The sequence below is a fragment of the Mycobacterium sp. NPDC050041 genome (genome assembly GCF_049541695.1).
GTDB lineage: Bacteria > Actinomycetota > Actinomycetes > Mycobacteriales > Mycobacteriaceae > Mycobacterium.
The window spans coordinates 850,348-870,247 of the sequence record NZ_JBMVDG010000002.1 but is presented as its reverse complement, the minus strand read 5'-3'; the positions used below and the strand labels follow the sequence as shown (position 1 = coordinate 870,247).

Below are 19,900 nucleotides of genomic sequence, written 5' to 3'. Positions count from 1 at the left end.
TGCTCAAGATCAGGGCGCTTTAAGCTTCGGCCATGGATCTCGGGGGCAAACGAGTACTGATCACCGGCGCGTCACGTGGAATCGGCGAGGCGATGGCCCGGTCGTTCGCCGAAGCCGGTGCCACGGTCGCGCTCGTCGCACGCAGCGCCGACGCGTTGCAGGCGCTCGCCGACGGCCTCGGGGGCACCGCGCACGCCGCAGATCTCGCCGACCCCGCGCAGGTGGACGCCCTGATCGGCCGGGTCGAGGACGAGGCGGGCCCGGTAGACGTCCTGGTCAACAACGCGGGCATCGAGAGCACCGCGGGATTCGCCGACGCACCGGACGGCGAACTCCAGCGGGTGACGCAGGTCAACTACCTGACGCCGGCGGAACTCTGCCGGCGCGCCACTCCGCGGATGCTGAGCCGCGGCGGCGGCCACATCGTCAACATCTCCTCGCTGGCCGCCATTTCGGTCTTCCCCGGCCTCGTCAGCTACGGCGCGTCCAAGGCGGCGCTGTCCGCCTTCACCTCGGGGTTGCGCGTCGACCTGAGGGGTCTGCCGATCGGTGTGACGCTGGTCGAACTCGGTCCGGTACCCACCGACCTCCTGGCCAAGGCCGACGACTATTGGCCGACGCGCGACAGCTTCCGGCGGATGTACCGGCTGCACATGCTCGCCGACGTGCCTCGGGAGAAGGTCGCCGCGGCGGTCGTGGAGGCCGTGCGCAAGGGCAGGCGGAATGTGCGACATCCCCGGCGTGCGGCGATGTTCTCGGGCCTCGTCGAGACTCCCCGGAGGATCACGGCGTTGGCCCTCAGCGGTGTGGCGCACCAGCCGCGCTGACCGCGGAATGACGGCGGCCGCGTAGCGGTTCTAGCACTTGGCACGATAGAGTGCTAAAGAACTTTGTGACCGTCTCGGAGGTTTCCTTGCCTACCTACTCGTATGCGTGCACCGCGTGTGACAACAAGTTCGATGTGGTGCAGGCCTTCAGCGACGACGCGCTGTCGCAGTGCCCGAAGTGCGACGGACGGCTGCGCAAACTCTTCGGCAAAGTCGGTGTCGTGTTCAAGGGCAGTGGCTTCTACCGCACCGACAGCCGCGAGGCCACCAAGAGCGCGAGCAACGGCTCAGCGAAGAGCTCCGAGTCGGCAGGCGCTGGATCGGCCGGCTCCACGTCCTCGTCGACCGACTCCTCGAGCTCCAGCTCGTCGAGCTCGTCGAGCGACTCCGGCAAGAGCTCGAGTTCGACGTCGGGCTCCAGCTCGTCGAGTTCTGCACCGGCCGCCGCCGCGTCGAGCTGACGGTTATCCACAGCCCGCCGGACTGACCGCGCGGATCGGCCCCTGTCCTGCCTAGCGTGGCGGGATGGGGGAATCGCTAGATCCGACGCCGCTTCATCGGCTCACCGCCGCACTGCGGCCGGACTGGTCGCGCACCGTGGCGGCCCGCCGGATCGCCGCGGGTGTGCTCGTTCTGCTGGCGGCCCTGATCGCGGTGCGCTCAGACCCGCGCGGCGATCATGTCGACGTCCTCGTCGCCACACATGATCTGCCTCCCGGCCGGCCGCTGACAGCCGCCGATCTGCGATCTGAGAGCCGTTCGGCGACAACAGTTCCCGAGGGTGCCGTCGCCGATTCGGCGACTGCGGTCGGGAAGACCCTGGCCGGACCGGCCCGGCGTGGCGAGGTGCTCACCGACGTGCGCCTGCTCGGGCCGCGTCTGGCCGAGTCGGCGGCGGGTCCGAATGCGCGCATCGTGCCGCTGCATCTGACCGACACCGCGTTACTCGACCTCGTCCGGCCGGGTGATGTGGTCGACGTGCTGGCCGCCCCCGATCCGGGTCCGGGTCCCGGCGACGACGCCCGGCCGCGGCTGGTGGCCGGTGAGGCGGTGGTGGTGCTGGTGTCCGGGAAGCAGCAGGGGCCGGGCGCCGGCGACCGCGTGGTGCTGGTGGCGCTGCCGGCGCACGACGCCAACGAGGTGGCGGGTGCCGCGCTGACGCAGGCGATCACCCTGACGTTCCACTAGGCCTGGGAAAGCAATCCGCCCCCGGCCGCAGGGCCGGGGGCGGATCGTCAGACTGTCAGATCACCAGTCGCCGAGGGCGGGTCCGCCGCCCGTCAGCGGGCCTTCGCCGGCCGGCGTGAACTCACCCTCGAACAGCGGGCCGGTGGCCGAACCGGAGACCGCTTTCACGGAATCCCGGACGCCGGCATTCTCGCCGTTCGTCTGTGCGTGGACGATCGTCGGATCGGCGGTGCGCGCCTCTCCACCCTGTCCGCGGGCGGCACCGATATCGGTGAGGCGGATACCGTCCTCGTTGACCGCGACGGCCGCGCGACTCGTCACCTCTGGCGACGGTGCGACCTCTTCGACTTCGGCACTGGCGGTGCCGAGGCCGAGCGTCAGGGCGGCCGCGGCGACGGCAAACGACCCGGCTCCCACGATGCCCAGCTGCTTCGCACGACGAGTGAGCGCCTTGGCGTGTGCTGCCATCAGCATTCCCCTTTGTTGGTTGACGGGACGGAGCCCGGTAGGTTCGCGACCCCCAAAGACTAGCAGTGCCGAGGCTGTCTCGCCTGCCCAGCCGACCACCGAATTTCGAACGGCGCCGGTGCATGTGGGCGATGGCTCCCGCGCACGTCGTCGCGCGTTTCTCGGGCGTCGATGACGGGAGCTCCGGCGGGGCCGTTTCGCCGTCCGAAGGCGGGCGTGGCCCGCTACCGTTCCCGTGGAGCGAGTCACAGGAAACGACGAAAGGGCCACGATCATGCTCAAGGGTTTCAAGGAATTCATCGCTCGGGGCAACGTCATAGACCTCGCGGTCGCGGTGGTCATCGGCGCGGCCTTCACCGGCCTCGTCACCGCGTTCACGGCGAACGTCGTCCAACCGCTGATCGATCGCATCGGCGCGGGCCCGGACGCCGAGTACGGCGTCCTGCGCATCCCGCTCGGAGGTGATCAGTTCGTCGACCTCAACGCCGTGCTGTCGGCCGCGATCAACTTCCTCATCGTCGCCGCGGTGATCTATTTCGTCATCGTCCTGCCGTTCAAGAAGCTCAAGGAGCGTGACGCGAAGGTCGCTACGAGCGAGACCGAGTTGACGCTGCTGACCGAGATCCGTGATCTGCTCCGCGCCGATGCGACAGGCACGGCGGGCGCGCACAGCCAGCGGGAGGACCATTCCGAGGAGTGACAAGCTCCGCACACGAGAACGGCCCCCGGTGGATGACACCGGGGGCCGTTTCGTCAGAACTGGGTCAGTTCATGTTCCACGGTTCGCCGTAGGTGGTGACGCTGTCACCGGTCGAGGCGATCAGCCGGGCGAACGGACGCAGCAGCACACCGCCTGCCGCACCGGTCACCGTGCCGTGGGCGTTGGACACCGCGACCGAGCCGCCGGCGCCGGCCACGTCCACCGAGAACGTCGCGACTTCCTGGATGCCGGGGCCGTTGCCCAGGTCAGCCGAGATCGACACACCGGGGAACAGCGGCGGCGTCTGGATGCCCTCGATGACGCCCCCACCGAAATCGGAATCCAGACCGTCGAACGCGATGTTCGGGGTGGTGTAGCTGAAGTTGATGCCGACACCGAGCGACCAAGGGAAGCCGACCTGGTAGCCGAGCTCCAGGGAGCCCTCGAAGTCGTCAGCGCCCTCACCGGCCACGATGTAGGTCGCCTTGCCGGAGTGGAACCACTCACGGGTCAGCCGGTTGCGGTCGAGCGGGAACACACCGTTGAGGTAGGTGTCCCACTGCTGGATGGTCAGGTTGCGGCCCTGGCCGTCGAGCAGGCTCAGCTCGTTGTCCAGACCTGCATTAGAGGTGCCAGTGCTCGCGAAGAGACCCGCGATGGCCGCGACCAACGCGATCAGCACCCGACTGATTGCCTTCATGTTCTCCCTAGCTTGTTCGAGGGCGAGTCCAAGAACCCACCAGTCTGTTGTCGGTGCCTGGCCGTCCGTACACCACACACCTCGCAAGATCTTCATGTGAGGCGAATTAGAAACTTCACATTCGGTTCTTACGGCTTGCTCATCGTTGACACGGGAAACATAACGGGGCGGCACCACCCCGGCAACGCAAGCGATCGTCGCGCGCCGAACCGGCGACGGGGTTCTGGGAATTTGCTGGGAGAGGAGCCGGGGCGACGGTCGGGGCGATTTGCGAAAACACACCGGTCGTGTCGCACCGGTTCCACGCGCGCGTCGCGGCCGCATCGACCTGGTGATCGCGATGTCCGGAACGCCACGCACGTGTGTCCGTACTCAGAAAACACCAGCTCAGAAACGGTGCAGCGGGCGATTCGTCAATCAGCGAACGCCGCCGAATGCGCCGCCTGACGACCGCCCCACTTCGTCCGGAACAGAGGACGTCCGGGCGATAGGCCGGACGGCCCGGTGTTAACTGTCCACCCGTGGCGCCATGTCCGACGCGCGGTATGGCGACCCTACTGTGACGAGTATCACATTTGCGGCGTATGCGCAGTTCACCGGCTTGTAACTTAAGCGGACGCCCACGCGCCTCCCCGGCGTCAGGAATAGGGCGGCGACGGAGGGACTCGGCCAGCAGCTATTCCAGATGTGCATCGTCCGATGCACATCCTGCATGGCTGTGAGACGACCTGACCGCCGCTGAACGAGGGCCTGCGGCCGAGTCGTCGCGCGCATCAACGACCGACGCCTGAAACGCGACGTGCGCGGGCTCTTCGAGCAGTGGAACGAAACGAAACGAGAACGGCCCCCGGTGGATGACACCGGGGGCCGTTTCGTCAGAACAGGGTCAGTTCATGTTCCACGGTTCGCCGTAGGTGGTGACGCTGTCACCGGTCGAGGCGATCAGCCGGGCGAACGGACGCAGCAGCACACCGCCTGCCGCACCGGTCACCGTGCCGTGGGCGTTGGACACCGCGACCGAGCCGCCGGCGCCGGCCACGTCCACCGAGAACGTCGCGACTTCCTGGATGCCGGGGCCGTTGCCCAGGTCAGCCGAGATCGACACACCGGGGAACAGCGGCGGTGTCTGGATGCCCTCGAGCAGGGCGGACGTGTCGCCCACATCGGTGTCCAGACCGTCGAACGCGATGTTCGGGGTGGTGTAGCTGAAGTTGATGCCGACACCGAGCGACCAGGGGAAGCCCACCTGGTAGCCGAGCTCCAGGGAGCCCTCGAAGTCGTCAGCGCCCTCACCGGCCACGATGTAGGTCGCCTTGCCGGAGTGGAACCACTCACGGGTCAGCCGGTTGCGGTCGAGCGGGAACACACCGTTGAGGTAGGTGTCCCACTGCTGGATGGTCAGGGTCCGGCCGGCACCGTCGAGCAGGCTCAGCTCGTTGTCCAGACCTGCGTTTGAGGTGCCAGTGCTCGCGAAGAGACCCGCGATGGCCGCGACCAACGCGATCAGCACCCGACTGATTGCCTTCATGTTCCCCCTAGCTTGTTCGAGGGCGAGTCCAAGAACCCACCAGTCTGTTGTCGGTGCCTGGCCGTCCGTACACCACACACCTCGCAAGATCTTCATGTGAGGCGAATTAGAAACTTCACATTCGGTTCTTACGGCTTGCTCATCGTTGACAGGAGGAACATAACGGGGCCGCATCGACCCGGCAACGCATAGCGATGTCGCGCGCCGAACCCGCGGCGCACGCCACGATTAGCTGCCGGCAGCCATGATCAACGACTGGACTCGTGGGGGAGGGTGTGCGGCACGCACCGGTCGGATGGGCAGGCACGACCACGCACCTCGGGACCGACGTCGGCGCCATTCGAACAGTCCGCGGACACGTGCCACGAAAATACAAATCCGGGCAGGTCAGCCGTGGTGCGGGGGACGATTCTCGATCAGCCAGTCGTCGTGGTCCATGCCGGCGTCGGGCACGCCCTGCTCCCGCTCGTCGGCACTGGTGTCGGGGAGCACGTCACCGAAGACCTCGTTAACTGACGGCACCGGTTCTCGTGAACCTTCAATCATGGCCACAGCCTACTGTGACCAAGATCACACATGGCAGGTCAGTGCAGTTCATCCGCCCGTAATTTGACGTCTGCGAAGAACTCGGCGTCGCATCGTCACCATGCACGGCTGTGACCTCGCAGGTCAGATTTCCAGGCTGGAGAGCTGCCCGATGATCTGGACCGCCAGCGGGTTGAGCGTGGCCATTCCGTCGCGCACCGCGGCACGTGAACCGGCGATGTTGACCACCAGCGTGCTGCCCGAGACACCGGCCAGTCCGCGAGACAGGCCCGCGTCGACGATCCCGGCCGACAGCCCGGAGGAACGCAGCGCCTCGGAGATACCCAGCAGTTCGCGGTCGAGGATGTCGAGTGTGGCCTCGGGGGTGACGTCGCGAGGCGTCACACCGGTGCCTCCCACGGAGACCACCAGGTCGACACCGCCGATGACCGCGGTGTTCAGTGCATTGCGGATCTCGACCTCGTCCGCGGCGACCACGACGACACCGTCGACCACGAAGCCGGCCTCGCCGAGCAGTTCGGTGACCAACGGCCCGCTGTGATCCTCTTCGCCGTGCGCGGTCCGGTCGTCGACGACGACGACCAGCGCGCGGCCCACCAACTCCCCTGGCTGTTCCATGAGTGCAACCGTATATCCGGGGCCGGACAGCGGCGCAGCCACCAGCACGGTCTCCAGACCGTCGCCCGACGTCACTGCTCGGCCTTGCCCAAGGTGACCTGCGCGGTCTGCGGCTTGCCGGACGGGTCGAGGTAGGTCAGCGTGACCTTCTCGCCCGGGGCTTTCGATCTGACCGCCGCGACCAGCGCGTCGGCACTGTTGATCACCCGATCGTCGACCTTGGTGACCACCACGCCGCTGGGCAGGCCGGCCGCCGCCGCCGCGCCGCCGCCGGTGACCTCAACGATCTTGGCGCCGTCGGTCGCGGTGTCGTCGCTGACCTGGACACCGAGCGAGGCGTGCGAGGCGCTGCCGTTCTGGATCAGTTCGTCTGCGATGCGCTTGGCCTGGTCGACAGGGATCGCGAAGCCGAGTCCGATCGAGCCGCTCCGCGCCTCCGGGGAGTCGCCGCCCATCGTCGCGATGGCCGAGTTGACGCCCACGAGTTCGCCGTTCATGTTGACCAGCGCACCACCGGAGTTACCCGGGTTGATCGCCGCGTCGGTCTGGATGGCGTCGAGCACGGTGTTCTGGTTCCGGGTGTCGCCTCCTGCGGCCACCGGACGGTTCAGCGCGCTGATGATGCCGGTGGTCACGGTGCCCTCGAGGCCGAGCGGCGAACCGACCGCGACCACGTCCTGGCCCACCCGCAGGCTGCCCGACGAGCCGAGTGAGATCGGCGTCAAGTCGGACACGCCTTCGGCACGCACCACCGCGATGTCGCTGCTGGGATCAGTACCCACGACGGTGAACGAGGCCGTGCGACCGTCGAAGAACGTCACCTTGGTCTGCGCGGGCGGCTGAGACCCGGCATTGCCCGGCAGGCCCGGGAAGCCCGGCGCGCCACGACCGCCGGGGTTCCCCGTCGCGGCGGCCACCACGTGATTGTTGGTCAGGATCAGGCCGTCCGAGGTCAGGATGATTCCCGACCCCTCTTCGGATGCCCGGCCGAGGTCGGTTTCGAGCTTGACGACGCTGGGCACCACCTTGGCCGCCACCTGCTCCACCGATCCGGCGGGCAACGCCGCCGCGGGGACCGTCGGCGCTGCGCCGCCGAGGCTCGAACCCAGGCTCGGCCGATCGGGCTGGGCCAGCACCGCGACGCCACCGCCGACACCCGCCGAGACGACGGCGATCGCCAACGCGCCTGCGGTCAAGATCCCTGCGCGGGAACGCTTTCGGGGACGGTTGCCCGGCACCGCAACGGGCGCCGAGCGGTACGGGTCGTACGGGGAGCGGAACTGCTGCTGCCCGGCCTGCTGAGTGGCGTAACGCCAGTCGTAGGTCTGCTGGTGGGTCTGCTGGTGGTACGGATCCGGCCGATGAGCTCCCGGGTATCCGGGCGCCGCGGGCTCATTGCCACCAGGCCCACGGCCCGGCTGCGGTGGCGAGTACCTCGGGTGGTTCGTCATTCGCTGATGAGCTCTTCCTCGTGAAGGGATCCGACATCTTCTCCAACGCGCTTCGTAGGCTCACAGTGCCCATGTGGGCTGAGAATCCACTTAGAGATGATTCGGTGCCGGCCGAGACTTGGCGTGCGCCATGTCGCGTCGGTCACACATTCTCTGCTCCGGCCGCTCGTTCGTCCATGCGCCCGGCGGGGCGTGTCGCCGGAATCGGCGACGTCTGAATCACCGCATCGGCGACCGGCCGGCCCGGCAGCACGACCCGGAATGCCGACCCCGGCGGATCCCCTCCTGGCACCGCGTCGTCCACCCGCAGCGCGCCACCGTGTTTGAGCACCACCTGCTTGACGATGGCCAGGCCGAGCCCCGAGCCCGGCATGGCGCGGGCCGCCGTCGAACGGTAGAAGCGCTCGAAGACGAGCGGCTTCTCGTGTGGCGGGATCCCCGGCCCCTGGTCGGCGATCACCAGTTCCGCGTGCACCGGGTCGATCTGGGTCAGCCGCACGGTGACGCGGCCGTCCGGCGGGCTCCACTTGGCGGCGTTGTCGAGGAGATTCAGCACGGCTCGGGCCAGCCCCGCGGCGTCGCCGTACACCTGCCAGGGCTGCGCGCGCACGTCGAACGTGACATCGCTGCGACGCCGCCGCACCCGTTCGAGGCTGCGGTCGACGACCTCGGCCAGCTCGACCGGCTCGTGCATCACACCGCCCGCCTCGTCGCGGGTCAGGTCGACCAGATCGCCGACGAGGGTGGACAGTTCCTCGATCTGGGCGATCACGTCGGCACGCAGGCCGGCCATCTCCTCTTCGGGGAGCCGCGGCGCGCCGGGAACCTGCGATGCCATCAGCAGTTCCACGTTGGTCCGCAGCGAGGTCAGCGGGGTGCGCAGTTCGTGACCGGCGTCGGACACCAGCCGCGCCTGTCTGTCACGGGACTCGGTCAGCGCCCGCAGCATCAGGTTGAAGGCTTCGGTCAGCCGGGCCAGTTCATCGCTGCCGTACACCGGGATCGGCCGTAGGTCATCGGTACGGGCCACCCGTTCGGCCGCTTTGGTCAACCGTCCCACCGGGCGCAGTCCGGCGCGGGCCACCATCCCGCCGGCGATCGCGGCGACCAGGACGCCGATGCCACCCACGATGAGCAGCACTGTGCCCAGCCGCCGCAGCACCTGGCCGGTCGGCGCCAGGCTCTTCGACAGCAGCAGTGAGCTGCCGTTGGCCAGATGCACCGCGAGCACCCGCTGGTGGTTGGCCGTGCGCAGCGACAGCAGCAGTTCACCGGAGACGACGTCCTGCTCGGCGGAGCCGTACGGCAGCGTCTGGCCCTGCTGGTTGGCGGTGTACTTGACGCGTCCCGGGATGATCAGCATCGCGTTCACGTCGGAGTATGCGGTGCCCTCGATGGCCTTGGCGGGGTCGGCCGCCAGCGAGCCGCTCTCAATCAGCAGCCTCGCCCGGCTGTGCAGCTGGTTGTCGAGGTCGTCGTAGAGCGCGCGGGACACCACCGCGTACACCGCGACCGCCATCAGCACGACGACCATGGCCACCATCGACATCGCGAGCAGCATCACCCGCCAGCGCAAGGACAGTGAGCTGGTGTTCGGCGGCGACGGCGGGCGCCACGACGTGTTCTGGGTGAAGAACGACATCAGGGCGGGGTTTCGCGCAGGACGTAGCCCACGCCGCGCACGGTGTGGATGAGTCGCGGTTCCCCTTCGGCCTCGGTCTTGCGACGCAGGTAGCCGATGTACACCTCGAGGGCATTGCCCGAGGTCGGGAAGTCGAAGCCCCAGACCTCCTCGAGGATGCGGCTGCGGGTGAGGACCCGACGCGGATTGGCGATGAGCATCTCCAGCAGCGAGAACTCCGTGCGGGTCAGGCTGATCTGGCGCTGTCCGCGGATGACCTCGCGGGTCACCGGGTCGAGGCTGAGGTCGAGGAAGACCATCGCGGGCGAATCGACCCCGTCTTCGGGCCCGGTGCGACGCAACAACGCCCGCAGCCGCGCCAGCAGTTCCTCGAGCGCGAACGGCTTCGGCAGGTAGTCGTCGGCGCCGGCGTCGAGGCCGGCGACCCGCTCGGACACCGAATCCCGGGCGGTCAGCACCAGGATCGGGAGATCGTCACCCGTGCTGCGCAACTGACGGCAGACTTCCAGCCCGTCCAGCCGCGGCATCATCACGTCGAGTACGACTGCGTCGGGCCGGTCGTTGGCGATCAGGTCGAGCGCCTCGACGCCGTCCTGGGCGAGCGCGACGGTGTAACTGTTGAAAGACAAGGACCGGCGCAGCGATTCGCGGACCGCGCGATCGTCGTCGACGACAAGTATGCGCACAGCCCCAGTCTCACCCCGACGCCTGAGAGTGAACTGAGAGGCGCGCCGAGAGACTCCCTATGGGTCCGATCAGCGGCGGTCGAGGTCGATCAGGCCGAGGCGGGCGGCCTTGAGCAGGCGACGCGGCACCTTGTGCTGCTGACCGGCCACGGTCACGCCCACCAGACCGGTGCTCTTCGCCTTCCACTGCGCGCGACGGCTGCGGGTGTTCGAACGCGACATTCTGCGCTTGGGGACGGCCATGATCGAGACTTCTCCTCTTGCGGGGTAGTGCCAGGCAGGTCCCGGGACAGCCGGGTCGTAGGCAATTGTCGTCAAGGATAGCCGGTGCGCTGGTCAGCCTCCAAAAGCCGACGGTCAGGACGAGGGGCTGCCGCTGTCCATCCAGTCCGCGATGTGCGGCGCCTGGAACACCAGGACGCCGAGAACGGCGACACCCACGCAGGTCATCGCGTCCTCGCCGGCCGCGACACCCCACATGGTCGCCCCGATACCTGTGGCCAGCACAGTCAGGCCGACGACCAGCAGGCGTAGGGCGTCACCGCGGCTGGCGTCCCTGCCGTTCGCATGACGGGGCCCGCCTGGCTTCAGCGCGCGATCCGGCCGTAGCGCGTCGATCACCAGTGCACCGCCGAATCCCGCGAGCGTGCAGCCGAGGATGACCGTCCACTGCTCGCCGACGGCAGGCAACCACGGATTGAAGGTGATGCCGATGCCGCACACCAGCCACAACGCACCGACGACGGCATGGGCGATGCGGTATTCCATGGATCAAGTATCGAGCCACGCCCAGGGTGGCCGGAACACGAATCGCGCCGTCGGCGCCCTTGACGCGGTACCCGCAGTACCGTCTAACCTACCGGTTGGTTGGTCGTTGACGGCGATGGTCGTCGGCTCGCGTCGACAGCAAGGGAGTGCAGTGCCTGATCCGGTGCGCATCGGCAACTGCTCGGGGTTCTACGGCGACCGCCTGGCCGCCATGCGGGAGATGGTCGACGGCGGTGAACTGGACTTCCTGACCGGTGACTACCTCGCCGAGCTCACGATGCTGATCCTGGCCCGCGACCGGGCGAAGAACCCGGACCGCGGCTACGCCAAGACCTTCCTCACCCAGCTCGAGGACTGCCTCGGGTCCGCGCTCGACAAGGGCGTGCGGATCGTCGCCAACGCGGGTGGACTCAACCCCGCCGGCCTGGCGGCAGCCGTCCGCGCCCTCGCCGACCGGCTCGGCCTGCAGGTGAACGTCGCCCACGTCGAAGGCGACGACCTCGTCGGCCGCGCCGGCGAACTCGGATTCGGTCAGGTGCTGGCCGCCAACGCCTACCTGGGCGCGTGGGGCATCGTCGACTGCCTGAACCGGGGCGCCGACGTGGTGGTGACCGGCCGGGTGACCGACGCCTCGGTGATCGTCGGCCCGGCCGCGGCTCACTTCGGTTGGCGCCGAGACGATTACGATGCGCTGGCCGGCGCCGTCGCCGCAGGACACGTGATCGAGTGCGGGACGCAGGCCACCGGCGGCAACTACGCCTTCTTCTCCGAGATCGCCGACCCGCTGCGGCCGGGCTTCCCGCTCGCCGAGATCCACGCCGACGGTTCATCGGTGATCACCAAGCATCCCGGCACCGGTGGCGCCGTGACCGTCGGCACGGTGACCGCCCAGCTCCTGTACGAGATCGGCGGGCCGCGCTACGCCAATCCCGACGTCACCCTGCGCGTCGACTCGCTGCGGCTGTCCGACGACGGCCGGGACCGGGTCCGGATCGACGACGTCAGGGGTGAACCGCCGCCGCCGACGCTCAAGGTGTCGCTCAACAGCGTCGGCGGGTTCCGCAACGCGATGACGTTCGTGCTGACCGGTCTCGACATCGACGGCAAGGCCGACCTCATCCGCCGCCAGCTCGAATCGAATCTGACGGTCAAGCCGGCGGAGCTGGAGTGGACGCTGGCGCGCACCGACCACGCCGACGCGGACACCGAGGAAGCAGCGAGCGCGCTGCTGCGCTGCGTGGTCCGCGACCCCGATCCGGCGAACGTGGGTCGCCGGTTCTCCTCGGCCGCGGTGGAATTGGCGTTGGCCAGCTACCCGGGTTTCACCACCACCGCACCTCCCGGCGAGGGCCAGGTGTGCGGCGTCTTCACCGCGGGGTTCGTCGACGCCGGCACGGTGCCCCACGTCGCCGTGCACGCCGACGGCACCCGCACCGACATCACCCCCGCCGCCGAAACCCTCGGCCTTAAACCGGTGCCGAACCCGCAGGTGCCTGCGGGCGAGCACGGTTCGACGCGCCGCCTGCCGCTCGGCACGATCGCCGGGGCCCGCAGCGGCGACAAGGGCGGCAGCGCCAACGTCGGGGTGTGGGTGCGCACCGATGAGCAGTTCCGTTGGCTCGCCAACGAACTGACCGTCGACCGGCTGCGGGAGCTGCTGCCCGAGGCCGCCGATCTGCCGGTGACCCGGCACGTGCTGCCCAATCTGCGTGCCGTCAACTTCGTCATCGAGGACATCCTCGGCGAGGGCGTGGCCTACCAGGCCCGCTTCGACCCGCAGGCCAAGGGGCTGGGCGAATGGTTGCGCAGCCGACACGTGGACATCCCGGAGGAACTGCTGTGAGCATCCGAAGACGAGCGCGAGTGAGGATCGCAGCGAGGCACGAGCGAGGACCGGAGCGAGTGGGAGTCGAGGCATGAGCATTTGGACCACGCCCGAGCGTGAGGCGCTGCGGAAGACGGTGCGCGCGTTCGCCGAACGCGAGGTGCTGCCGCACGTCGACGAGTGGGAGAAGGCCGGCGAGCTGCCGCGCGATCTGCACCGCAAGGCCGCCGAGGCGGGTCTGCTGGGCGCCGGCTTCCCGGAAGCGGTCGGCGGTGGCGGTGGCGACGGCGCCGACGCGGTGATCATCTGCGAGGAGATGCACCAGTCCGGTGCGCCCGGCGGGGTGTTCGCGTCGCTGTTCACCTGCGGGATCGCGGTGCCGCACATGATCGCCTCGGGTGACGAGCGGTTGATCGACACCTATGTGCGGCCGACGCTGAGCGGCGAGAAGATCGGCTCACTCGCGATCACCGAACCCGGTGGCGGGTCGGACGTCGGGCACCTCACCACCCGCGCCGTCAGGGAGGGCGACGAATACGTCATCAACGGCGCGAAGACCTACATCACCTCCGGCGTGCGCGCCGACTACGTGGTGACCGCCGCACGCACCGGCGGGCCCGGCGCCGCGGGCGTGTCGCTGATCGTCGTCGACAAGGGCACACCGGGATTCGAGGTGACCCGCAAGCTCGACAAGATGGGGTGGCGGTCCTCGGACACCGCCGAACTCGCCTACACCGACGTGAGGGTGCCGGTCGAGAACCTGATCGGCGCCGAGAACAGCGGCTTCTTCCAGATCGCCGCGGCGTTCGTGTCGGAGCGCGTCGGGCTGGCGGCACAGGCCTACGCCAGCGCGCAGCGCTGCCTCGACCTGACGGTGCAGTGGTGCCGCGACCGGGAGACCTTCGGCCGGCCGCTGATCTCGCGGCAGGCGGTGCAGAACACGCTGGCCGAGATGGCCCGCCGCGTCGACGTGGCCCGCGTGTACACGCACAGCGTGGTGGAGCGCCAGCTCGCGGGCGACCCGAACCTGATCACCGAGGTGTGCTTCGCCAAGAACACCGCCGTCGAGGCCGGCGAGTGGGTGGCCAACCAGGCGGTCCAGCTGTTCGGCGGGATGGGCTACATGGCCGAGTCGGAGGTCGAGCGGCAGTACCGGGACATGCGAATCCTCGGCATCGGCGGCGGAACAACCGAAATCCTCACCTCACTGGCCGCCAAGACGCTGGGATACCAGTCATGACGGCCCTGCGCTCGACGCTCGACGCCGCATCGCCGGCCTACGCCGAGGCCGCCACGGCGATGACGCAGAAACTCGCCGAACTCGACGCCGAGCACGCCAAGGCGCTCGCCGGTGGCGGCGAGAAGTACGTCACGCGTCACCACGACCGCGGCAAGCTGACCGCCCGCGAACGCATCGAGATGCTGGTCGACCCCGATTCGCCGTTCCTGGAACTCAGCCCGCTCGCCGCATGGGGCAGCGACTTCACCGTCGGCGCCAGTGTGGTGGCGGGGATCGGTGCGGTCGAGGGCGTCGAGTGTCTGATCGTGTCCAACGACCCGACGGTCAAGGGCGGCACCAGCAATCCGTGGACGCTGAAGAAGATCCTGCGCGCCAACCAGATCGCGCTGCAGAACCGGCTCCCGGTGATCTCGCTGGTGGAGTCCGGCGGCGCCGATCTGCCCACGCAGAAGGAGATCTTCATCCCCGGCGGGCAGATGTTCCGCGACCTGACCCGGCTCTCGGCCGCAGGCATCCCGACCATCGCGCTGGTGTTCGGCAACTCGACGGCCGGCGGCGCCTACATCCCCGGCATGTCCGACCACGTCGTGATGATCAAGGAGCGATCCAAGGTCTTCCTGGCCGGCCCGCCGCTGGTCAAGATGGCCACCGGTGAGGAGTCCGACGACGAGTCACTCGGCGGCGCCGAGATGCATGCCCGCACATCGGGTCTGGCCGACTACTTCGCTGCCGACGAGCTCGACGCGATCCGCATCGGCCGCCGCATCGTCGCCCGGTTGAACTGGCGCAAGGAGGGGCCGACGCCGGCGGCCGTGCGCGAACCGCTGTTCGACAGCGAGGAACTGCTCGGCATCGTGCCGCCCGATCTGCGCATCCCGTTCGATCCCCGCGACGTGATCGCCCGCATCGTCGACGGCTCGGAGTTCGACGAGTTCAAGGCCATGTACGGCTCGTCGCTGGTGACCGGGTGGGCCACGCTGTGGGGTTACCCGGTCGGCATCCTGGCCAACGCCCGCGGCGTGCTGTTCAGCGAGGAGTCGCAGAAGGCCACCCAGTTCATCCAGCTGGCCAACCGAGCGGACACGCCACTGCTGTTCCTGCACAACACCACCGGCTACATGGTGGGCAGGCAGTACGAGGAGGGCGGGATGATCAAGCACGGGTCGATGATGATCAACGCCGTATCGAACTCGACCGTGCCGCACATCTCGCTGCTCATCGGCGCGTCCTACGGCGCAGGCCATTACGGCATGTGCGGCCGCGCGTACGACCCCCGGTTCCTGTTCGCCTGGCCGTCGGCGAAGTCGGCGGTGATGGGCGGTGCGCAGCTGGCCGGGGTGCTGTCGATCGTCAGCCGTGCCGCCGCCGAAGCCCGCGGCCAGCAGGTCGACGAGGAGGCCGACGCCGCGCTGCGTGCGGCGATCGAGGGCCAAATCGAGGCCGAGTCGCTGCCGATGGTGCTGTCGGGCAGGCTCTACGACGACGGCGTGATCGACCCGCGCGACACCCGCACCGTGTTGGGAATGTGCCTGTCCGCCATCGCGAACGGGCCGATCGAGGGGACGTCGAACTTCGGCGTCTTCAGGATGTGAGCGCGATGATCACCAGAGTGCTGGTCGCCAACCGCGGTGAGATCGCCCGCCGGGTGTTCGCCACCTGCCGCCGCCTGGGCATCGGCACCGTCGCGGTGTACACCGATCCCGACGCCGCCGCCCCGCATGTCGCCGAGGCCGACGCACGGGTGCGGCTCGAGGGGACGAGCGGGTACCTCGACGCCCGCCAGTTGATCGCGGCCGCGCAGGCTGCGGGCGCCGACGCCGTCCACCCCGGCTACGGCTTCCTCTCGGAGAACGCGGATTTCGCTGCCGCCGTGCAGGGCGCCGGCCTCACCTGGATCGGCCCGCCGGTGGCCGCGGTGCAGGCCATGGGCAGCAAGATCGAGGCGAAGAAGATGATGTCGGCCGCCGGCGTGCCGGTGCTCGACGAGCTCGATCCGGAGACCGTGACGGCCGCTCAACTCCCGGTGCTGATCAAGGCGTCGGCGGGTGGCGGCGGCCGGGGTATGCGCGTGGTGCGCGACCTGGCCGACCTGCCGGGCGAGGTCGAGGCGGCACGCCGGGAGGCGCAGTCGGCCTTCGGCGACCCGACGGTGTTCTGCGAGCGCTACCTCGCCGCGGGCCACCACGTCGAGGTGCAGGTGATGGCCGACGCGCACGGCACGGTGTGGGCGGTCGGCGAACGCGAATGCTCGATTCAGCGGCGGCACCAGAAGATCATCGAGGAGGCGCCGTCGCCGCTCGTCGAACGCATCCCAGGCATGCGGGACAAGCTGTTCGAGGCGGCCCGGCTGGCCGCCGAGGCGATCGCCTACACGGGGGCGGGCACCGTCGAGTTCATGGCCGACGAGCAGGGTGACTTCTTCTTCCTCGAGATGAACACCCGCCTGCAGGTCGAGCACCCCGTCACCGAGGCGACCACCGGACTCGACCTCGTCGAGCTGCAGCTCCTCGTCGCCGACGACGGCAGGCTGCCCGCCGAACAGCCCGTCGCACAGGGGCATTCGATCGAGGCGCGGCTCTACGCCGAGGACCCCGCGAAGAACTGGCAGCCCCAGGCAGGCACGGTGCACCGATTCGAGGTGCCCGGCGCCCCGGTGCAGTTCGACCGGCTGACGCGGGCTGGGGTGCGGGTCGACACCGGGATCGTCGACGGCTCGGTGGTGTCCATCTACTACGACCCGATGCTGGCCAAGGTCATCTCCTATGCGCCGACCCGTCGGCACGCCGCGACGATCCTGGCCGACACGCTCGCGCGCACGCGACTGCACGGTGTCCGCACCAACCGCGACCTGCTGGTCAACGTGCTGCGCCACCCCGCATTCGTCGACGGCGCGACCGACACCGCGTTCTTCGACACCCACGGACTGGCCGCGCTCGCCGCGCCGCCGGGCGACGACCGGACGACCGCGCTGTCGGCGGTCGCGGCCACGTTGGCCGATGCGGCCCGTAACCGCAGTGCCGCGACGGCATTCGCGGCCGCACCCAGCGGATGGCGCAATCTGGCGTCGGGTCATCAGGCCCGGCGTTACCGCGACACGGCCGACGTCGAGCACGAGGTGCGCTACCGGTTCAGCCGCGGCGCCGTGGAACTGCCCGATCAGGACGACGTGGCGCTGGTGTCCGCGACGCCGGGACGGGTGGTGCTCGAGGTCGACGGTGTCGAGCGGCCGTTCGACGTCGCCCGCTACGGAGACGCCGTGTTCGTCGACTCTCCGCAGGGCGCAACCGAACTCGTCGCACTGCCACGCTTCCCCGATCCCGGCGCCGCGATCGCGCACGGCTCGCTGGTGGCGCCGATGCCCGGCTCGGTGGTGCGTGTCGGCGCCGCGGTCGGCGACACCGTCACAGCCGGCCAGCCGCTGGTGTGGCTGGAGGCGATGAAGATGGAGCACACGCTGGCCGCGCCCGGCGACGGTGTGCTCGCCGAATTGAACGTCGAACCCGGCCAGCAGGTCGAGGTGGGCGCCGTACTGGCACGGGTGTCCGCGCCGGACGAGACCGCAGGAGGAGAAGCATGACCGGATTCGTCGAGACCGAGGAACAGCAGGCGCTGCGCAAGGCCGTCGCCGCGATGGTCGCCAACTACGGCCAGGACTACTACCTGGAGAAGGCGCGCGCGGGCCGGCACACCGACGAATTGTGGCGCGAGGCCGGGCAGCTCGGCTTCATCGGCGTGAACCTGCCCGAGGAGTACGGCGGCGGCGGCGCGGGCATGTACGAGTTGGCGCTGGTGATGGAGGAGATGGCCGCCGGCGGCTCGGCGCTGCTGATGATGGTGGTCTCCCCCGCGATCAACGGCACGATCATCTCGAAGTACGGCACCGAGGAACAGAAGAAGCGCTGGATCCCCGGCATCGCCGACGGTTCGATCACGATGGCGTTCGCGATCACCGAACCCGACGCCGGATCGAACTCGCACAGGATCACCACGACCGCGCGCCGCGACGGCAGCGACTGGATCCTGTCCGGCCAGAAGGTCTACATCTCGGGCGTCGACCAGGCGCAGGCGGTGCTCGTGGTCGGGCGCACCGAGGAGGCCAAGACCGGCAACCTCAAGCCCGCGCTGTTCGTGGTGCCCACCGACAGTCCCGGACTGAGCTACACGAAGATCCCGATGGAGATCGTCAGCCCGGAGTTCCAGTTCCAGTTGTTCCTCGACGACGTACGCCTGCCTGCCGACGCGCTGGTGGGATCCGAGGACGCGGCGATCGCGCAGTTGTTCGCCGGCCTGAATCCTGAGCGGATCATGGGTGCGGCGAGCGCGGTCGGCATGGGCCGGTTCGCGATCGACAAGGCCGTGTCCTACGTCAAGACCCGCCAGGTGTGGAAGACGCCGATCGGCGCGCATCAGGGCATCTCACATCCGCTGGCGCAGAACCACATCGAGATCGAGCTGGCCAAGCTGATGATGCAGAAGGCGGCAAGTCTGTACGACGCCGGTGACGACGGCGGCGCCGCGGAGGCCGCCAACATGGCCAAGTACGCCGCGGGCGAGGCGTCGGTGCGGGCGGTCGACCAGGCGGTGCAGTCCCTCGGCGGAAACGGTCTGACCAAGGAGTACGGGATCGCCTCGGTGCTGGTCGCATCCCGGTTGGCCCGCATCGCGCCGGTGAGCCGCGAGATGATCCTCAACTTCGTTGCGCAGACCTCGCTGGGCCTGCCGCGGTCCTACTGATGGGTGAGCTCGTCCGGTACGCGGTCGACGGCGGCGTGGCGCGGCTGACGCTGGACTCGCCGCACAACCGCAACGCCCTGTCCACGGCACTGGTCGCAGGTCTGCACGAAGGGATGCGCGCGGCGGCGGCCGACGCCGATGTGCGGGTGGTGGTGCTCGGCCACACCGGCGGCACCTTCTGCGCAGGCGCAGATCTGAGCGAGGCTGCCGGTCGCGACCCCTCGGACCTCGCCGCCGGGCGGGCCCGCGAGATGACCGATCTGCTGCGGGCCATCCTCGAACTGCCGGTCCCCGTGATCGCCGCGGTGGACGGGCACGTCCGCGCCGGCGGTATGGGACTGATCGGGGCGTGCGACATCGTGGTGGCCGGCGCGCAGAGCACCTTCGCGCTGACCGAGGCGCGCATCGGTGTGGCGCCGTCGATCATCTCGCTCACGCTGCTTCCGAAGATGGCGCCGCGGGCGGCGGGGCGGTACTTCGTGACGGGTGAGAAGTTCGGTGCGGCCAGGGCCGCCGAGATCGGGTTGATCAGTGTGGCCGCCGAGGACGTCGAGGTGGAGGTGGCAGCGCTGGCCGCCGAGATCGGCCGGGGTTCGCCGCAGGGGCTGGCCGCCTCGAAGCGGCTGACGACGGCGGCGATCCTCGCGGCGTTCGACCGCGACGCCGAGATGTTGACCGCGCAGTCGGCCGAACTGTTCGTCTCGGAGGAGGCGCACGAGGGAATGATGGCGTTCCTGGAGAAACGACCGCCGCGATGGGCACGGTGAGACCGGTACACCGGTACCACTCCGTCGCCGGATGTGGTGAATTTCGCACCGCCGCGACGACGAGTCCTGGGTTACCACAGCGCCGCGGATCGATCGCTGACCAGCAGGAAAAACGAATCGTCTTTCCGATTCGACCTACCCGAAACCGCAAATAGTTCGATGGGCTAGCTGGTTCGCCGAGAACCGTCACACTACATTTCGGCCAACACCCT

Annotated in this window: 20 protein-coding genes; 10 read left to right on the top strand and 10 right to left on the bottom strand. The window is 68.9% G+C overall.

The genetic code is table 11. From position 1 onward, the window contains the following. The first annotated feature begins 32 nt into the window (after positions 1 to 32). The 3 genes from ACPCHZ_RS09595 (at position 33) to ACPCHZ_RS09585 (ending at position 2,015) form a co-directional block, all read left to right on the top strand. Positions 33 to 827 carry an SDR family NAD(P)-dependent oxidoreductase gene (locus ACPCHZ_RS09595; protein ID WP_423484500.1) on the top strand — a complete coding sequence of 265 codons (795 nt, stop codon included), beginning with the start codon at positions 33 to 35 and terminating at the stop codon, positions 825 to 827. Between the two features lie 86 nt (positions 828 to 913). After that, positions 914 to 1,288 carry an FmdB family zinc ribbon protein gene (locus ACPCHZ_RS09590; protein WP_423484499.1) on the top strand — a complete coding sequence of 125 codons (375 nt, stop codon included), beginning with the start codon at positions 914 to 916 and terminating at the stop codon, positions 1,286 to 1,288. A 64-nt stretch (positions 1,289 to 1,352) separates the two neighbouring features. Next, the gene (locus tag ACPCHZ_RS09585; RefSeq protein ID WP_423484498.1) at positions 1,353 to 2,015 is read left to right on the top strand and encodes an SAF domain-containing protein; all 663 of its coding nucleotides are present in this window, start codon (positions 1,353 to 1,355) and stop codon (positions 2,013 to 2,015) included. 60 nt (positions 2,016 to 2,075) lie between these two features. Here ACPCHZ_RS09585 and ACPCHZ_RS09580 read toward each other — a convergent pair whose 3' ends face one another. Then, positions 2,076 to 2,483: a hypothetical protein gene (locus ACPCHZ_RS09580; protein ID WP_364974982.1), complete on the bottom strand. Its 408-nt coding sequence runs from the start codon at positions 2,481 to 2,483 to the stop codon at positions 2,076 to 2,078. A gap of 274 nt (positions 2,484 to 2,757) precedes the next feature. On the opposite strand from ACPCHZ_RS09580, the gene mscL reads away from it, so the two are divergent. Continuing rightward, the gene (mscL, locus tag ACPCHZ_RS09575) at positions 2,758 to 3,183 is read left to right on the top strand and encodes a large-conductance mechanosensitive channel protein MscL (protein WP_423484698.1); all 426 of its coding nucleotides are present in this window, start codon (positions 2,758 to 2,760) and stop codon (positions 3,181 to 3,183) included. Positions 3,184 to 3,247: 64 nt separating this feature from the next. Here mscL and ACPCHZ_RS09570 read toward each other — a convergent pair whose 3' ends face one another. The 9 genes from ACPCHZ_RS09570 to ACPCHZ_RS09530 form a co-directional block, all read right to left on the bottom strand. Then, on the bottom strand, positions 3,248 to 3,883 hold the full coding sequence (locus ACPCHZ_RS09570) for an MspA family porin (RefSeq protein WP_364974985.1): 636 nt from the start codon (positions 3,881 to 3,883) through the stop codon (positions 3,248 to 3,250). 886 nt (positions 3,884 to 4,769) lie between these two features. Then, complete coding sequence (locus ACPCHZ_RS09565; protein WP_364974987.1) at positions 4,770 to 5,411, bottom strand: MspA family porin; 642 nt, start codon at positions 5,409 to 5,411, stop codon at positions 4,770 to 4,772. Between the two features lie 387 nt (positions 5,412 to 5,798). Next, entirely contained in the window at positions 5,799 to 5,957 is a 159-nt protein-coding gene (locus ACPCHZ_RS09560; protein ID WP_423484497.1) for a hypothetical protein, read from the bottom strand. 123 nt (positions 5,958 to 6,080) lie between these two features. Beyond that, complete coding sequence (locus ACPCHZ_RS09555; protein ID WP_364976710.1) at positions 6,081 to 6,623, bottom strand: MogA/MoaB family molybdenum cofactor biosynthesis protein; 543 nt, start codon at positions 6,621 to 6,623, stop codon at positions 6,081 to 6,083. A gap of 23 nt (positions 6,624 to 6,646) precedes the next feature. Further along, positions 6,647 to 8,026, bottom strand: coding sequence for a S1C family serine protease (locus ACPCHZ_RS09550; protein ID WP_423484496.1), 1,380 nt, complete (start codon positions 8,024 to 8,026; stop codon positions 6,647 to 6,649). Between the two features lie 142 nt (positions 8,027 to 8,168). Continuing rightward, the gene (locus ACPCHZ_RS09545; protein WP_423484495.1) at positions 8,169 to 9,668 is read right to left on the bottom strand and encodes a HAMP domain-containing sensor histidine kinase; all 1,500 of its coding nucleotides are present in this window, start codon (positions 9,666 to 9,668) and stop codon (positions 8,169 to 8,171) included. Next, complete coding sequence (locus ACPCHZ_RS09540; protein WP_423484494.1) at positions 9,668 to 10,354, bottom strand: response regulator transcription factor; 687 nt, start codon at positions 10,352 to 10,354, stop codon at positions 9,668 to 9,670. The genes ACPCHZ_RS09545 and ACPCHZ_RS09540 overlap by 1 nt, the downstream gene beginning before the upstream one ends. Positions 10,355 to 10,423: 69 nt before the next feature. Further along, positions 10,424 to 10,597 carry a 50S ribosomal protein L32 gene (rpmF, locus tag ACPCHZ_RS09535; RefSeq protein WP_364975001.1) on the bottom strand — a complete coding sequence of 58 codons (174 nt, stop codon included), beginning with the start codon at positions 10,595 to 10,597 and terminating at the stop codon, positions 10,424 to 10,426. Between the two features lie 114 nt (positions 10,598 to 10,711). Then, positions 10,712 to 11,122, bottom strand: coding sequence for a hypothetical protein (locus ACPCHZ_RS09530; protein ID WP_423484493.1), 411 nt, complete (start codon positions 11,120 to 11,122; stop codon positions 10,712 to 10,714). 163 nt (positions 11,123 to 11,285) lie between these two features. Between ACPCHZ_RS09530 and ACPCHZ_RS09525 the strand changes: the two genes are divergently transcribed. The 6 genes from ACPCHZ_RS09525 to ACPCHZ_RS09500 all read left to right on the top strand — a co-directional run bounded on the left by ACPCHZ_RS09525 (position 11,286) and on the right by ACPCHZ_RS09500 (position 19,688). After that, on the top strand, positions 11,286 to 12,965 hold the full coding sequence (locus ACPCHZ_RS09525) for an acyclic terpene utilization AtuA family protein (RefSeq protein WP_423484697.1): 1,680 nt from the start codon (positions 11,286 to 11,288) through the stop codon (positions 12,963 to 12,965). Between the two features lie 73 nt (positions 12,966 to 13,038). After that, complete coding sequence (locus tag ACPCHZ_RS09520) at positions 13,039 to 14,187, top strand: acyl-CoA dehydrogenase family protein (protein WP_423484492.1); 1,149 nt, start codon at positions 13,039 to 13,041, stop codon at positions 14,185 to 14,187. Further along, positions 14,184 to 15,779 carry an acyl-CoA carboxylase subunit beta gene (locus tag ACPCHZ_RS09515; protein ID WP_423484491.1) on the top strand — a complete coding sequence of 532 codons (1,596 nt, stop codon included), beginning with the start codon at positions 14,184 to 14,186 and terminating at the stop codon, positions 15,777 to 15,779. The genes ACPCHZ_RS09520 and ACPCHZ_RS09515 overlap by 4 nt, the downstream gene beginning before the upstream one ends. A gap of 5 nt (positions 15,780 to 15,784) precedes the next feature. Further along, the gene (locus tag ACPCHZ_RS09510) at positions 15,785 to 17,764 is read left to right on the top strand and encodes a biotin carboxylase N-terminal domain-containing protein (protein ID WP_423484490.1); all 1,980 of its coding nucleotides are present in this window, start codon (positions 15,785 to 15,787) and stop codon (positions 17,762 to 17,764) included. Continuing rightward, complete coding sequence (locus tag ACPCHZ_RS09505) at positions 17,761 to 18,921, top strand: acyl-CoA dehydrogenase family protein (RefSeq protein ID WP_423484489.1); 1,161 nt, start codon at positions 17,761 to 17,763, stop codon at positions 18,919 to 18,921. Before ACPCHZ_RS09510 ends, ACPCHZ_RS09505 begins: the two co-directional genes overlap by 4 nt. Further along, positions 18,921 to 19,688: an enoyl-CoA hydratase family protein gene (locus tag ACPCHZ_RS09500; RefSeq protein ID WP_423484488.1), complete on the top strand. Its 768-nt coding sequence runs from the start codon at positions 18,921 to 18,923 to the stop codon at positions 19,686 to 19,688. The genes ACPCHZ_RS09505 and ACPCHZ_RS09500 overlap by 1 nt, the downstream gene beginning before the upstream one ends. Positions 19,689 to 19,900: the final 212 nt, after the last annotated feature.